The following is a 17445-nucleotide window of genomic DNA, read 5'->3' as shown; positions in this document are numbered from 1 at the left end:
ACAGAAGATACTTCAGTGATTGAATCTATGGTAAACAACCAGTACAAGCCACTTTCAGGCAATATTGTCTTCAAAAAAGGCGAAGAAGATGCAAAGATGAAAGAATTGTCTTTCGAAGACAGTTATATCATTCAGTACAATGAAGGTATTGCAGTTAACGACAATACACCAATGACATTGAGTTTTGTAATATCCGCACGTAAATTGAAGATCGGTAACGCAGAACATATTAACGACTGGCCAAAAGCTTAAGCAAAAGACCATTCGCATAAAACCGCAGGATCCTCAAGGCCCTGCGGTTTTTTTATGATACTTATTTATCCTTTTTCTATGTATTTCCGATCAGGAGTAACGGTACTGAACGAAGAGAGACATGGGGCTGGAAAGCTGTTTAGTAATACTAAACCTTGATTTGGAATCTTATGCCAAATGGTTATCTTAGGGGGCCAGTGATAACACACTAAATTTAACCTAAACAAACCGCATGAACAAAATTTTAATTTTTGCATCTCTTCTGATTTGCAGCATCAAATTATCCGCACAATCCAGGATCTCCCTGATTCCTTTACCCCTAAAAATGGAAGAAAGAAAAGGGAGCTTTTTATTGGATAAAAATGTATACATCAATTACCCGAAGCCAGAATTAAAAGAGCTGGCGAGCTACCTTCAAGCTGCTATCCAGGAAACAAGTGGCCTGAAAGCAGACTTGCGCAGTGGCAAGTGGATGCAAAAAGGGGCAAGAACGATCAACCTGCAGATCGACCCGGCAGTGACCGCCAAAGAGGGCTATAGCCTGGAGGTAAGCCCCACAAAAATCAGCGTCAAAGCGAGCACTGAAAATGGCTTGTTTTATGGTATCCAGACGCTTCAGCAATTGATTCCATTGAAAGGATCAAAAAGCATTCCTGCTGTGGCGATCGAGGATGAACCCCGGTTCAGCTGGAGGGGAATGATGTTCGATAATTGTCGCCATATGTTCTCGGTGCCTTTCATCAAAAAGTTCATTGATCAGCTGGCCAAGCATAAGCTCAACAAATTTCACTGGCACCTGACCGAAGATCAGGGCTGGAGGATAGAGATTAAAAAATATCCACGCCTGCAGGAAGTTGCAGCGTATAGAAACGGAACGCAGATTGGTCCTGACCGCAAAAAGGACGTAGATACCATCAGATATGGCGGTTATTATACGCAGGAACAGGTAAAGGAAATTGTTGCTTACGCAAGTTCAAGGTATGTGGAAGTGATTCCCGAAATAGAAATGCCCGGGCATTCCGTAGCCGCAATTACTGCTTATCCTTATCTCGCCTGTGGTGCAGTAAGTTTTGAAAACGGGAAACCTTTTGAAGTCAGAAAAGTTTGGGGTGTCTCTAAAGACTTGTACTGTGCCGGCAATGAGCAGGTCTTTACTTTTCTGGAAGATGTGCTGTCTGAAATTATGCCTTTATTCCCCTCTCAGTACATCCACATTGGTGGAGATGAAGCACCGCATGATGCCTGGAAGACCTGTCCTAAGTGTCAGGCCAGAATGAAAACAGAAGGGCTAAAGGATGAGGCTGCTTTGCAAAGCTGGTTCATCAGCAGGATGGAGAAATTCATCAATAAAAAAGGAAAGAAAATTATCGGTTGGGAAGAGATCATGCAGGGGGGATTGGCCGAAAATGCAACCGTTCATTCCTGGTTGGGTGTGGAAAGCGGATTAAAAGCAGCAAAGAGTGGTCATGATGCCATCATGTCTCCATATTCTCACCTTTACTTTGACGGTTATCAGGCAGATTCAAAAATTGAGCCTATGGCCATCGGTTATTGGGTGCCTTTGGATAGTGTTTACGCGTTTGAACCGGTACATCCTGCATTGAATGAAAAAGAAGCTAAGCATATCCTTGGTGCTCAGGCGAATTTATGGACGGAGTTTATCGGAACGGAAGATTATTTCCAATATATGGTCTTCCCAAGGATTGCTGCCTTATCAGAAATAGACTGGTCACCAAAAGCATCCAGGAATTTTGAGAGCTTTAACAACAGGCTGGTGGATCAATATCAACGTTACGATAAACAAGGAATTCAGTTCCGTGTTCCGGTACCAAAGTTAGCCCTGGTGCGGACTTCCGGAATTACATCTACCGTTGCTTTGTCGGATCCTACAAAAAGCGGAACCATCAGGTTTACCCTGGATGGTGGAGAGGTTACGGCAAGTTCTTCTGTCTATAAGGAACCGGTGACTTTGCAAAAAGATCAGGTGATCCGTTATGCCTTGTTTTTTAATGGTCAGAGAAAAGGATCAACAGAGTTTTTTCCGAAAGTAAAAAAAGCTAAAAAATAAAAGGAGTTGCTCCTTGTTGGTTTTGAGAAAGACCTAAGCCGGAAAGGCTTAGGTCTTTTTGTTTTAAATGAATGTTCCGTCAGCATGGTTCATCAGTCATATTTCCGCTCCCGGAACAGGCTTCTTATGCAAGATTGCTTGCAGGAGCTGTAAATGTCAATATTCAGGACAATATAGTGTCATCATTAGACAATCAATGTAGAGTTCGGAGTATTCAATGGTGATAACTTTAGTTGACCATCCCCCTCAACATTTTATAAGCAATAACCTAAACTAAACCAACCAAGTATGATTCGTTTACATTTACTATTATTATTTGTTTTTTTAACCTGTGGCTACGCACAAGCGCAGGTTAGAAACATCTCAGGGAAGACATTGGATAAAGCAGACAATTCCCCTCTGCCTGGCGTTTCTATCATGCTCAAGGGAAGCAAGAAGGGCGTGCAATCGGATAGCAAAGGAAATTTTACTTTAGATATCGGATCTGCCGGTCCGGCAACGCTGATCGTTAATTATGTCGGCTATAGTACCCAGCAGGTAGAAGTTGGCAGCAAAACACAATTGGACATCTACCTTGTTCAATCAGATAATGGCCTGAACGAAGTGGTGGTGGTTGGCTATGGCACCCAGAAAAAGGTAAACCTGACCGGATCGGTAGCCAGCATTAGTTCCGCCCAGATTACCAACAGACCGGTCACTTCCATGCAGAATGCCTTACAGGGAATTACTCCGGGTTTGACGGTGAAGTCCAGAACGGGTGATGTAGGGAGTTTTAATTCCACTACCGGCGAAGGTGGTGCTGGTGGTGATATCGGTAGTTTATCCCTGAGGGGAAGCAACCAGATCACACTTGCAGGTCAGACCGCAGTATCCAAAGAACCATTAATTGTAGTAGATGGGATTCCCGCAAGTCCGGCAGATTTTGCCCGTATCAACCCCAATGACGTAGAAAGTATCTCTGTGCTTAAAGATGCTGCATCTGCTTCTATCTATGGAAACCGGGCGGCAAACGGAGTGATCCTGGTTACAACAAAAAAGGGAAAAGACGGAAAGATGAACATTGAATATAATGGGTATTATGGAAAGCAATCGCCAACCAATATTCCAAAATATCTGGGTTCGCCGGAATATGCACGTTTGTTAAATGAGGCTTTGACAAACGCAGGCAGACCGGTTCGTTTTACAGATGAAGAGATCAGGAAATTTGATACCGGAGAAGATCCCGACCGGTATCCGAATACCGACTGGTATAAAGCATCATTACTAAAGAATGCCCCATTACAGGATCATCAGATCAGTGTGAGTGGCGGGGACAAGATTAAATTCTATTCCGGCTTTGGTTATATGAATCAGGAATCCCTGAAAAAAGGAAAAGATATGGACCGTTACTCCTTCAGGTTAAATACCAATGCAGCGGTAAATAAACGGCTGAACTTAAGCACAACGAGTTCCTTCACACAGGAGATGTATCAAATGAACGGAGGCGATTATTCCTTCACTACGCTTAACAGAAATGTACCTACCATTCCCATTCGCCATACGGATGGTACCTGGGGAAGTCTGAGTGGGGGAGTATTCGATCCCCTGGTGACTGGAAATACGGTCCGGACCCTGGAAGAAGGGGGACGAAGCAGTTCGAAGGAACAAAGAATCAATACCGCTGTAAATGCAGACCTGACCCTGACAGAAGGATTGATTTTGCGTGGAACAGCTTCTTACAATGCCTATAATAAAACAGGTTCTGTTTTTACGAACGAGCTGGCACCGATCATTAATTTTTTAACTAAACAGCCGGTAGCCAGTACTGCGGTTACGCCAAATGCACTCGATGAACGCTGGGACAGGAACAACAGAATGCTGTTGCAGGGAACAGCCGAGTATGAAAAAACAATAGGAAAACATTATGGTAAAATATTGGGTGGTACTTCTTATGAAGCATTCCAATCCAGGTTTATCCGTGCAGGACGTAAAGATTTTCCAAACAATGATCTTGGGGTGATCGATGCGGGTGCCAATAATCCAAATTTCAATACCAATGAAGGGAATCTGGGCGAATGGGCGATTCAGTCTTTCTTCGGAAGGATGAACTATTCCTATAATGACCGGTATCTATTGGAAGCGAACATCAGGTTTGATAAATCTTCCAGGTTTGGACCGGCAAACAGGCTGGCCGTTTTTCCTGGTTTTTCTGCCGGATGGAGAATCAGTCAGGAGGAATTTATGAAACAGATCAAATGGATCGACGACCTGAAATTACGTGCTTCCTGGGGTAAACTTGGGAATCAGGACAATGTGGGGAATTACGATTACCTGGACCTCCTGGTGTCTAAGTTTGCTTATTCTTTTGCAGATCAGACCCAGAATGGAGTGTGGCAGGAGAAAGGCTCAAATTCAAAAGTGAGCTGGGAAAAGACTACGGTTTCCAACCTCGGAATGGACTTAACCATGTTCAACGGGAAAGTAAACCTGACCGCCGATTATTACCTCAGAAATACCAACGACATCCTCCTTTCTTTACAAAGTGCTTTGGAGTATGGTTTGGACGCACCGGCGCAAAATGCAGGTTCAGTTCAGAATAAAGGATTGGAGTTACAGTTGGGTTATAAGAACAATATTGGTGATTTTACATACGGGATCGGAGCAAATATGTCTAAGGTATGGAACAAAATTACTTCCTTATCCAGTGCTGATGGAAACATCAACGATAAATACATTTTTAAGGTAGGGGAACCATTGGGCTCCTTCTATATGTATAAGTCGCAAGGTTTGTTTGCAAGTGATGCTGAAGCGGCAGCCTCGCCGAAAATCAATTCAGCCTCTAAAGGCGGGGACATTAAATTTGCCGACCTTAATGGCGATAATAAAATTGATGCAAATGACCGCACAATTGTAGGAAATGACCAGCCGTTTTTTACCTACGGTTTTAACCTGAATATGGGTTATAAAGGTTTTGATCTTTCAATGCTGGCACAGGGGGTAACGAATGTTAAGGTTTATTTGGGTGAGGAAGCCTCTATGGCCTTTTTTAATGGTTCAGGAGTGAAGCCTATTCATGAGCAACGCTGGACAATCGCGAACCCGGATCCAAATGCAGCCTATCCAAGGTTGCTGAAATCGGAAAACAATACCCAAAATACCGTTTACTCTGATTTTTGGCTATTTAACGCAGCTTATCTGAGGATCAAATCACTTTCATTGGGTTATACTTTCAGTGCTCCGGTAATTTCGAAAATGCACCTTGGCGGATTAAGGGTTTACCTGAGCGCAACGAATCCCTTTACCATAAGGGCAGACAAACGGCTTAAAGATTTTGATCCTGAAGTGCCTTCAGCAAGGTCTTCTTATCCGGGATTAAAGTCTTATGTAATGGGTTTAAGTGTCCGTTTTTAATTACTGGCCCTTCATTTAATTTAGAATATATACTGATGAAAAAATTTAAATATATCATATATCTGGGGCTGTTTGCCTCAGTATTATCGGCTTGTAAAAAAGACCTGCTGAATAAAATCCCACAAGACAGTGTTTCCAGTGAAACTTTTTGGAAAACAAGTAATGATGCTTTCCTCGCAGTGAACGGCTGTTATCAGAACCTTCCCGGTGACGCTTATCAGTCCTATTATGATGCTTATGCGGATAACGCTTATGCGCAATATCCATGGGAAAGTATTGCCACAGTTGTGAGCTCAGGAGATGTGAACCTGACCGTGGATTTTGGTTGGGAAGCTGGCTATAAAGCAATCAGGAGGTTTAATTATCTGTTGGAAAATATTGATAAAACCCCGGAAGATAAAAACCTGCTGGAGCGTTATAAGGCAGAAGTACGGTTTCTAAGGGCTTATCAGTATTTGAATATGATCTTACTGGTAGGTGATGTTCCTCTGGTGACAAAATCTTTGGCCTTTGGAGAGGAATTGCCAAGAACAAAAGAAGCAGAAGTATTGAGCTTTGTGCTTAAAGAACTGGGAGATGCTGCTGCGGTATTACCTGTTTCTTATGCAGGTGGTAAAAAAACAGAAAAAGGAAGGGTCACCAAAGGGGCTGCCCTGGCCCTCAAAGCAAGAGCACATTTATATTATAAGCAATGGGCAGAAGCAGTATCCGCGGCAAAACAAGTGAAAACATTGGGCTATAGTTTGTTTAAGGTAACTGCAGAAAGCAATGCGCAGGACTTAAAAGACGATTATAGTAAATGGGTGAATTTTGCAGACGCAGCGGAAGAGAAAAAATTCAGATTGGGTTTGCGCAGCTATGAGAAGTTGTTTTATACCGAGAATGAGGGCAATTCGGAAGTGATCCTGGAACGTGAGTATACCCCGGAAAAAGATACACATGGTTTAAATACCCTATTGCTGCCTGCACAGGTTGGGGGCTGGGCATCGATCAGTCCGACGCAACCTTTGGTAGACGATTATTGGATGAGCAATGGCCAGCCCCATGTGCCGGTGGCAGTGGCAACCCGCGCAGCTTTGTATAATGCCAAAGATCCAAAGTATATGGACGAGTATAAAAACAGGGATCCCAGATTTTATGCTTCCATTGAATTTGATGGTAATCCGTGGAATCTCCTTGTCAATGGCTATAGTTATGACTGGGGGGTAAATGAAAGTGCCTCTAAAACGGGTTACGGATTCCGTAAGCTGGTAGATCCCAATGAGCAAAGAGAGTATAAAGCTTTCAATAATACCATTTTGATTCGTTATGCAGAGGTTTTGCTCACTCAGGCAGAAGCGCAGAATGAATTGAGCGGGCCGGGTACTGAGGTTTATGATGCTTTAGACGAGATCAGAACAAGGGTAGGGATGCCGGTTATAGACCGTGTTGTATATAACAATCAGGACAAAGTCCGTTTGCTGATCCAGCAGGAGAGAAGGATTGAGCTGGCGGGAGAAGGACACCGTTATTTTGACATCAGACGTTGGGGAATTGCCCCGGCAGTCATGAAGGATTTGGTGGACATTAAAAACTCTTCGGTTCAAAAAAGATCCTGGAACAGTAAGCTGATGAAATTGCCGGTTCCACAGGTGGCGATAGATAAGAATACTAAGCTGAATCCCAATAATACCGGATATTAAAAAATAGAATTGTTAGTTAGTAGGTTAGAATGGCGCTCCCGAATTGGGGGTGCTAATTCTTTTTCAGGCCTTTCCGGACCCATGGATGGATAGAAATAAATCCCTGCTTTTTAAGTATTAACACAAAATTCTTTATGGCTACCTGTATGGCCAGTTAATGGGAAGCATGGTGCTCCCCTGGCACCGAAGATCGTTTTTAACCCCAATTTGTAAGCCGGTTGGAGAAAATGTATTAAAAAAACGGATACAAATAAAAAAAAGGCATTTCCGGACGCGATTTATTCGGGAATGCCTTCTCTTATTTATCTTACTGTCAGTCTGTTCAGTCTGTATGTGGCATCCTGCCATCTGAAGGGAGATTAATAATTGAAAGTCAACATTTTCATTTTTCCCTGCTGTTTTTGTTCTTTTCAGTTCAATAACTTTACTGTTATTCTTTAAATAATTTAAAATTAAATCTTCTGATTTACAGTATTTTATGTGCTAAAGTTGCGCTTAGACGTATTTATTTTACTATTCATACAATAATATTACAATTATGTATGTTAGCTTTGCTCCCAAATTGATAATTTTTTGTACAGACTGGCTTACCTATGCGCCTAAAAAAAGCAAATGCTCAATAGTTCACGATTGTTCCAATAATATGTTTCCAGAAAAGAAAAACCATCGACAGCGCTACAAAAACAGTATTAGTCCGAAGCTAATTAGACCACCAAAGTGGTTAAATATGTTCAAACACGACTAATTAGTACTTATTTAATTATAGAAAATCCGCCTGTAACGGAAAAGAAATAAACGGGAAGCTCCTATTTTTTGGGTTGATTTTTCTGTTTGATTTTTTTCTGTTTGGGCTAAAACGATATTATCAAGATCCAATCATCAATACAGTAATCTCATGAATAAAACAGTTAAGCAATACATCATGCTTATTGGGTTGCTATTTGCATTCGGTGCAAAAGCTCAGGTAGGAATAGGTACAAACACTCCTGATGCGAGTGCACAGCTCGAAATTCTTTCCACTTCGAAAGGTTTGCTTATCCCAAGGTTGTCACTTATACAACGTGATGGTATCAATAACCCTGCCAATGGATTATTAATTTATCAAACGAACAATTCTCCCGGTTTCTATTTTTACAATAACGGGCAGTGGCAGCGTTTGGTAAACAATGCTGAACTGGGTTCCGGAGGAAATGGAACAAATGGGAATACCATTCTCAGTGGGAATTCCAGCCCTTCAGCAGCAGTCGGGATCAATGGTGATTTTTATCTGAATCTTGGAAACAATAGCCTTTACGGTCCAAAAACTGCTGGTAGCTGGCCTGCAAATGGAATTTTACTGGTTGGCCCGAAAGGAGAAAAAGGTGATACAGGAGCCAAAGGGGATGCCGGTGTAAAGGGTGATCCCGGGGCAAGGGGAGATGCCGGATTGAGAGGCGAACCTGGTTTAAAGGGTGACCAGGGGTTAAAAGGAGATCCGGGAATAAAAGGAGATACTGGTCCCAAAGGAGATAAAGGGGAGCCGGGAACTCCGGGGAATTCTTTACCAGGTGTGGGGAAAAGCGTTACCTCTTCCGGAACAATTGCGATTGGAAATGGGAAAGATGCGGTATTAACAGACCTGACATTAGACCTGGCAGACAATGCAGTTACCTCAGCAAAGATTGCCGACGGATCTATTGAGAATGTAGACCTGAATAAAATTAAAATCCCCTTAAGTGGGTTTGGAGCTCCTGTAAAGAATATTCCTATGGGAGGCTTTAAGCTGACCAACCTTGGTGCGCCAACAAACAACCTGGATGCCGCCACAAAGAAATATGTAGATGATAAATTGACTGATGGCGGCGGACAATTGCCGATGCTTAGTTTTGATAACAGCTATAACCTATCTATAAAAGGAAGCAATTCCGTAAGTCTGGCAGATCTTAACCAGTCTTTAAGTCTTGCAGGAACGGTACTTTCCATCTCAGGTCCAAGACAAAGCCATGTTGATCTTCGTGGCATACTAGGCGGTGGGAACGGTTCCGGAGGAAATGGAATCGTGATCCACGACAATACTTTGGAAGGGGAAGGCACAACGACTTTGCCCTTAAAACTGTCCAATACGACCGTAACTCCAGGAAGTTATACCGCTGCAAACATTACCGTAGATGCCAAAGGTAGAATTACCGCGGCCTCAAATGGTACGGGGGGCGGACCTGGCGGAGGGTCAGTAACGTCAGTAGAAGTGATTTCTGCCCAGGGATTCACCGGCTCAGTAACGAATCCAAACTCTACACCTTCGATCACTCTGGGAACATCCGTTAACGGAATTCTGGAAGGAAAGGGCGGAGCAATTACAGCAGCAAGCACTACGGGAACCGGCTCTGTTGTATTAGATAACGGACCAACCATCAAAGATCCGATCCTTACAGGAGTAGCAAAAGGAAATATCGACGGGACCGCCACCAATGTAACCGGAGTGGTTGCAGTGGTGAATGGAGGAACCGGAGCAACTACCGCTGCCGGAGCTAGAGCTAATTTAGGACTGGGCAAAGTAGACAATACGAGTGATGCGGAAAAGCCAGTGAGTGATGCTACCAAAGCAGCCTTACTTGGAAAAGTAGATGCCAACGCAGCCATAGCGGGAGCAACCCATACCAAAATAACTTATGATGCAAAAGGGCTGGTTACAAAAGGTGAGGATGCCACTACTGCTGACATCAAAGAATCAACTGATAAAAAATATGTAACGGATGCACAATTAACACTAATTAATAATACCAGCAATATCAATACAGGTGATCAGATTGCAGTCACTGTTCCGGTAACGCCTAAGGGAGCTTTGAGTTCAACCAATGTACAGGCTGCTTTGGAAGAATTACAATCCAAAATTACTGCATCAGCAGGTGGCGGGATGACCGCGGTTAAGCATGACGCCACTTTAACCGGTGATGGAAATGCAACGGATTTAGGCTTAAATAATAAGGCGGTTACATTTGCAAAAATGGCTGACCTGGCTTCTGGATCTTTGATCGGTAGAGCTACTACAGGAACAGGAAGTCCTGAGCTGATCAGCATCGGTGAAGGAATCGCGTTAACTGGCGGAACTTTGTCGGCCAACATTCCGGTAGCAACTGGCGGAAGCGGCGGAAAACCTGGTTTAATGGATCCTGCCGATAAAGCTAAACTGGATGGATTAACGAATTATACTTTACCTGTCGCTTCAGCGGCGGCATTGGGTGGTGTTAAAATTGGTGCAAACCTAAGCATTGATGGAAACGGTATATTGTCTGCAGCCGGTTCTGCAAATGTGGTAGATGCCACAACATTGGAGAAAGGTAAAGTTCAGCTGGCTGGTGATTTGACCGGAACTGCCGATAAACCACTTGTGGCAAATGACGCCATCACTGCCGGAAAAATAAAAGACGGAAGCATAACCGATAGTAAAATTGTCGATGTAAGCGGAACCAAAGTAACCGGTAATATTCCTGGAAATGCAGCGAATGTAACTGGAATTGTAGGGATCGTAAACGGAGGTACCGGAGCAAATAATCCGGCAGGAGCTAAAGTCAACCTGGGTCTGGATAAAGTTGAAAATACACCAGACTTAGACAAACCGGTGAGCAAAGCGACTGAACTGGCATTGGGATTAAAAGAAGACAAATCAAATAAAAGTACAAATGTTGTCGCTGATGGTGCTTCGGGAGAGAAATATCCTTCTGTATTGGCCATTAAGACCTATGTAGATACAAAAGTAAACGATGCGGTAATTGGTGCTGGTGGTGTTCCCGATGCAACGACAACAGTTCTCGGTAAAATTCAGCTGGCGGGTGATTTAACCAACGTGGCTTCTCTACCAAGGATTGCTGCTGATGCGGTGACCACGGTGAAAATTAAAGATGAAAATGTAACTGATCCAAAAATACTATCGGTTAGCGGAACTAAAGTAACAGGTAATATTCCTGGTAACGCGGCTAATGTGACGGGAACAGTTGGGATTGCTAACGGAGGTACCGGAGCAACTACACCTGCAGATGCCAAACAAAACCTCGGTCTGGGAAATGTAGACAATACCAAAGATGCGGATAAGCCCGTAAGCAATGCCGTGAAAACAGCATTGGATGCCAAAATCAACCTGACCGAAAAAGCAGCTGTAAATGGAGTGGCTACACTTGATGGTTCTGGTAAAATTCCGGTTGGCCAGATTCCAGCTTTGTCTTTCTCTTCAGTAGATGTGGTGGATACTCAGGCCAAAATGCTTGCTTTATCTGCTGCTGTGGTAGGAAGTACCGTGATCAGGACAGATCAGAGTAAGAGTTATGTCCTGAGAACTTTGCCATCCAGTGTACTGGCAAACTGGGTAGAAATTCTTACCCCTTCCACTTCATTGGTACAATCTGTGAACGGACAGATCGGTGCGGTAAACATTGCTAAAGCTGATCTTGGTCTGGGGAATGTAGAGAACACCAGTGATGCCAATAAGCCGGTAAGTACAGCTACAGCCACGGCATTAAATGGAAAAGAAGATAAATCAAATAAAAGTACAAATGTTGCTGCAGATGGCGCGTCAGTGGATAAGTATCCATCTGTAAAAGCGATTAAGGATTATGTGGATGGCGTTGTTGTGGGATCGACAGTGGTTCCGGCTACAGCAGCAACGAAAGGAATTCTCAGGTTAACCAATGAACTGGGAGGTACTGCGGATGCACCAACAGTAGTTTCTGTAGGTGGTACATCAGCGGTAAATATCAGCACAGGAATTGCTGCAGTAACAGCTGCGACCAGTGCAAATACAGCAAACACGATTGTTAAAAGAGATGCTTCAGGTAATTTTTCTGCAGGCACGATTACCGCCAGTTTAAGCGGGAATGCAACGACGGCAACTACAGCAGCATCTGCTTCAAAATTAAGTCCTGGACGTAAAATTAACGGGGTTACCTTCGACGGATCTGCGGATATCGTTCTTCCGGTAACTGCGGATGCCACTAAACAAGATAAATCAGATAACCTGACTGCTGTTGCCGGTTTGAATACGACCGGAATTGTAGTGAGGACAGGATTAGGTTCTGCGGTAACGCGTGCCATCGCAGCCGGATCAGGATTAACGTTGGCCAATGGCGATGGTGTTGCCGGAAATCCAACGATTTCACTTCCAAATGCATTTGTAGGTACACCAGGAGATTTCACTTCTGCAAACATTAGTGTAGATGCCCAGGGAAGGGTAACCAAAGCTGCAAATGGTAGCGGAGGTGCGGCTTACACTTTGCCGACAGCTGCGGCTGCGACATTGGGTGGGGTAAAAGTAGGTGCCGGTCTTGCGATCGATGGCACCGGAATCCTTTCTGCAAAAACAGACCTGGCTTATACAGCAGCTGCCACAAATGGTACGGTAGGCAGCAGTACAGGTACTGCTGCGGTAATCATCGGAGGCTCTACCACAAATGCCAGTCTGATGTTACCTGGTGATAAGGTTAAACTGGATAAAATTGCTGCAATTACAGCTCCCGGAGATGCAAATAAGGTCTTGACGGTAAATAGTACCGGAACGGCTGCAACCTGGGTAACACCTGCTGCCGGTGGTGGTGGCGGAGCAACCAATCTTGGGTTTACTACAGGGCCAACAGATGGAACGATGACTTCCAGCACAGGAACTTCTGCAACCATTTCTGGTGCAACCAATGCTGCGGCTGGATTAATGCCGGCGATCGATAAAGCAAAGCTGGATAAAATCACAGACATCGTTGAATCAACAGATGCCAATAAAGTGTTAACTGTAAGTGCTGATGGTAAAAAAGCAAACTGGGTAACGCCGGTTGCCGGTGGAGGAGGCAGTTCCCTGGTCACTTATTTCCTGAGCAGTAAAAAATATTTCATCAGGGCCAGCGGTCCGGGTGTTACCGCAACATTAGCTGGAAACACGGTAACGATTACGATTCCGGTAGGTGTGACCCTGGACTATATTAAGTTCAAAACAAGTTATGCGGAGCTTGGCAGCCAGGCCTTCCTGAATATTGCCCTGATCGATAAAAATGCATTATGGAATAACGGGCCGGACGACCTGGTCGTACCCGTTGTCCAGATCATTGATATCAACTCCGCAAGTCCTGTAGTCAATGCCGTGACCATGATGGGGGGAGGAAATTTTGGTTTCACTTTACAGGGCTATGCCAACGGTACTGTTAACCTGCAAACCAATAACATCAGTAACCATACCGGATCACTGGGTTTCTTTATTACAGTAAGACCTTAAACATATGAAATCATATAAAATTTGTGTCCTTGTTTTATTTTTAATGGTTTTGGCCTTCCGTGGTCAGTCGCAAACAATAAACCAGTTTAATGGTCAGTTTACGATCCTGTTTATCAATACCGGGACGGAACCAAATGTCTATTACATCAATGGATCATTTGCTGATGCAGCCAATATGTTCAGTGCCGATCAGGTGCGTAAGGGAGATCAGATCATTGACAAAAGCGGAAATACGTTTGAAATTCTGGAAGTAAGTATTGATGGTTCAAATATCAATACCACATCCAAAGCTTTTGATGCGATTCCTCCCGGAATAGGTTTAGGTCTGATTTACAGACCCAGTCAGCGGGGCTTTCCATTGACTACCATTAACACCCCTGCAGCGGCATTGACCAGTGCTTCAAATACAGCAATTCTGGCCATTAATACCGCAATCCCGAATTATACCGTTGGTGATGCATTGCCAACTTCTTCAGGAACCGTAGGTGACATTATCTTTAATTCAGGAGACAAATTATTATATCAGCTGACGGCCGATGGCTGGAAAAGTATTTCAATGGGAAGTATCCGGACGGATTATGCCAATCCTCCGAGCTCCGCAGATCCCGGCACCAAAGGCGACATTTTTATGTCCTACTGGGATAGTAAGTATTATGTTTTTGATGGAACTGCCTGGGCAGAACCCCGCAGTTTATCTTCACTTCCTGTTTCTTCCAAATATGGGGATGTTTTCTTTGTGAAAGGAGAAATGAAACTGTACATGATGGCTGCAGATAATAAATGGAAAGTTATCAGCAGCTCTTCTATTCCCGGCGGACCGGGAACGGAATTGCCTACTCAATCCAAACCAGGAGACATGTTTTTTAATACAGATCTCAATATTCTGTATGTCTACGATAAAAACGGGAAATGGGTAGAAGTATCTACCAATGGTTCTACGCCTTCTGCGCCAACCAGCCCCGATCCCGGAACAGCAGCAATCCGCGAAGGTTCCTTATTCTATAATACTTCCGATCATAAGCTGTATGTTTTTAACGGAACAACATGGACGCCTCTGGATAATTCACTAAAAACAGGTCAGATTTATGTAGGTAACAATTCAAATGTTGCCACCTCAGTACCCTTATCCGGCGATGCTAAAATCACCACGATAGGGAAGTTAACGATTCAGCCTGCAGCAATAAACGATGAAAAGCTGGATAAATTGAATATCCCGATCAGTGGATTTGCGAATCCATTAGATGATGTTTCTATGGGAGACGGTACAGGAAACAATTTTAAAATCACCAATCTGAAAGCTCCGTCTTTCGGATCAGATGCGGCGAATAAAGATTATGTAGATGCCCAGCTTAAAAATCCAACGCTTTTGGCCTTACCCAATAACAACCTGTTTGTAGGTAATACCTCAGGCAAAGCCGATGCCATTCATAAAAGTCTGATCCCGATCTCCGGCTTTGACAAAGCACTCGCGAATGTCTCTATGGGAGCAGGAGCCCCTGGTTCTAATTTTAAGATCACCAACCTTGCCGATCCTACAGCGGCTCAGGATGCCGCAACCAGAAACTATGTGGATACTAAAGTGATCCTTCCGGCAAACCTGAACCTCCCAAAAGGAGAGGTCTATGTGGGAAGTGATGCAAGTACCGCCATGGCTGTGAAAAAGAACACCATTGCAGTAAGTGAGTTTGGAGAAGCAAAGGCCCCGGTCGCTATGGGTACTTTCAAAATCACAAACCTTGCGGATCCGACAGATGCCCAGGATGCGGTGACCAAGAATTACCTTGACCGTAAGGTCATCGGTTCGGGAAGCATTAGCTTAACAACGGGAAATCTTTTTGTCGGCGACCTGAACGGCAAAGCTGCAGATGTATTAAAAACGGCAATTCCTTTAAGTGGTTTTGGTGCTGCGCAGGCAGATATTGCGCTCGGAGGTTTTAAGATCACTTCACTTCTTAATCCTACCGAAGATCAGGAAGCAGCAACCAAAAAATATGTAGATGATCTTTTCAAAGCACCGGGAACGTTATTGTCCCTCCCTTCAGCGCACCTGTTTCTGGGGGATGTAAGTGGAAAAGCCATTGCCGTACCCAAAAAGAACGTTCCTTTGAGTGGTTTTGCCAAAGCAGCGGAAAACATTGCAATGGGCGATGAGACGACTCAATTTAACATCAATTTTCTAAAAGATCCGGTTTTGGCTCAGGATGCGGCCACTATGGCTTATGTGGATAGAAAAGTAGCCAATCCTGGTTCCTTATCCCTGGCAACGGATCATGTTTTGGTTGGAAATGCACAAAATAAAGCCGATGCAGTAGCGAAAACGGCGATTCCTTTAAGTGATTTTGGGAGCCCGAAAGCGGATGTCTCTTTCGGCAACGGAACAACGGGATTTAAGATCACCAACCTTGCAGATCCGGCCGATGCGCAGGATGCGGCAACTAAGAAATACGTAGATTCAAAATCTTCTTCTAAACCTCCTGTAGGACCAACGGCACCAGCCAATCCTGTAGCCGGAGATACGTATTACAATACCACGGATAACCGTATGTATGTTTACAATGGTAAGGACTGGGTTCCGGTAGACAATAAGCTTGCCGATGGACATTTGTATGTAGGAAGTCCTGATGGCATTGCCATATCTACGCCAAAAAATGTAATTCCATTGAGCGGTTTTGGTTCCGCTCAGGGAGATGTATCTATGGGGAATTTTAAGATCACGAACCTCGTTGATCCGATCAATGCACAAGAAGCTGCAACAAAAAATTATGTAGACAAAAAGACATTTACACCCGATGCACTTGCCCTGACAAAAGGAAACTTCCTGATTGGAAATGACCTTGGAAAGGCTTCAGAAATTACGAAAACAGAGATTCCTTTAAGTGGTTTCGGGTTCCCTCTCGCAGACATTGCTATGGCTGGCCTGAAAATCACCAGCCTTAAAGATCCGGAAACAGATCAGGATGCGGCGACCAAGAAATATGTAGATTCAAAAACAACAAAAACTCCGGTTGGGCCAACAGCACCAGTAAATCCGGTTGTTGGAGATACCTATTACAATACCACTGATAAACGCCTTTATGTTTACAATGGTACGGACTGGGTACCGGTAGCAAATGACAAACTTGCTGAAGGGAATCTCTTTGTAGGAAATGCACAGGGCATCGCTACGGCAACAGCTAAAAATGAGGTATCCCTCACTGGATTCGGTGCACCTACTGCTGAACTTTCCATGGCTGGTAAAAACATCACCAACCTGGCAAACCCTGTCGGAAATCAGGATGCGGTGAACAAGAAATATGTAGACGATGGACTGACTTCAGCCACTGCTGCAGGAAAAGATAACCTCGGAAATCACCTGGCCACACAAAACATAAAGCTCTCTGTGAATTCCATCAGCAACGATGGTGTGACGGGTAAAGGCTTAAGCTTTGATGCTCCCGGCAATGCCAGTTTAGGACAAGACCTGACCATCAACGGAAACCTCTTTACGCCTTCAGACAGAAGGTTAAAAGACCATATCGAAACATTGGGTAATGTATTACAAAAGATCGGTCAGATCAGGGGAGTAAGCTTCGAATATAAAAACAAACGTAAATATGTGAGCGGTGCCAAGATCGGGGTTATTGCCCAGGAATTACAAAAGGTATATCCTGAAATGGTAACCCAGGGGAAAGATGGCTTTTTGAAAGTCGATTATACCCAGCTTACCGGAATGCTGATTCAGGCTATAAAAGAACAGCAAAAAGAAATTGAAGCATTGAAAGTGCGCATGGACCGTCAGCAGGAGCAGATCAACAGCATTCTTGAAAAAATGAATAAATAGGAGT

At 44.0% G+C, this 17445-nt stretch carries 6 protein-coding genes; all 6 read left to right on the top strand.

All coding sequences use genetic code 11. The annotated features are described in order from the left end of the window. On the top strand, positions 1–252 hold a 252-nt coding region (gene tssD, locus DBR43_RS18385), incomplete at its 5' end, for a type VI secretion system tube protein TssD (RefSeq protein ID WP_317125997.1). Positions 253–484: 232 nt separating this feature from the next. Next, a complete protein-coding gene (locus DBR43_RS18380; protein ID WP_124583432.1) occupies positions 485–2320 on the top strand; it encodes a beta-N-acetylhexosaminidase in 1836 nt (611 codons plus the stop codon). A 288-nt stretch (positions 2321–2608) separates the two neighbouring features. Beyond that, a complete protein-coding gene (locus DBR43_RS18375; RefSeq protein WP_124583430.1) occupies positions 2609–5710 on the top strand; it encodes a SusC/RagA family TonB-linked outer membrane protein in 3102 nt (1033 codons plus the stop codon). Between the two features lie 35 nt (positions 5711–5745). After that, entirely contained in the window at positions 5746–7392 is a 1647-nt protein-coding gene (locus DBR43_RS18370) for a RagB/SusD family nutrient uptake outer membrane protein (protein WP_124583429.1), read from the top strand. An 895-nt stretch (positions 7393–8287) separates the two neighbouring features. After that, complete coding sequence (locus tag DBR43_RS18365) at positions 8288–13621, top strand: collagen-like protein (protein ID WP_124583426.1); 5334 nt, start codon at positions 8288–8290, stop codon at positions 13619–13621. A gap of 4 nt (positions 13622–13625) precedes the next feature. After that, positions 13626–17441, top strand: a complete 3816-nt coding sequence (locus DBR43_RS18360) for a tail fiber domain-containing protein (RefSeq protein WP_124583424.1) — start codon at positions 13626–13628, stop codon at positions 17439–17441. The last annotated feature ends 4 nt before the right edge of the window (positions 17442–17445 follow it).

The organism is Pedobacter sp. KBW06 (genome assembly GCF_003852525.1).
GTDB lineage: Bacteria > Bacteroidota > Bacteroidia > Sphingobacteriales > Sphingobacteriaceae > Pedobacter.
This window is presented reverse-complemented; position numbering and strand designations above follow the sequence as displayed.

Bases quoted from the DNA above. Each gene is read 5' to 3' on its own strand.
- DBR43_RS18380 (WP_124583432.1), top strand. From the start codon at position 485: ATGAACAAAATTTTAATTTTTGCATCTCTTCTGATTTGCAGCATCAAA.
- DBR43_RS18360 (WP_124583424.1), top strand. From the start codon at position 13,626: ATGAAATCATATAAAATTTGTGTCCTTGTTTTATTTTTAATGGTTTTG.
- DBR43_RS18375 (WP_124583430.1), top strand. From the start codon at position 2,609: ATGATTCGTTTACATTTACTATTATTATTTGTTTTTTTAACCTGTGGC.
- DBR43_RS18365 (WP_124583426.1), top strand. From the start codon at position 8,288: ATGAATAAAACAGTTAAGCAATACATCATGCTTATTGGGTTGCTATTT.
- DBR43_RS18370 (WP_124583429.1), top strand. From the start codon at position 5,746: ATGAAAAAATTTAAATATATCATATATCTGGGGCTGTTTGCCTCAGTA.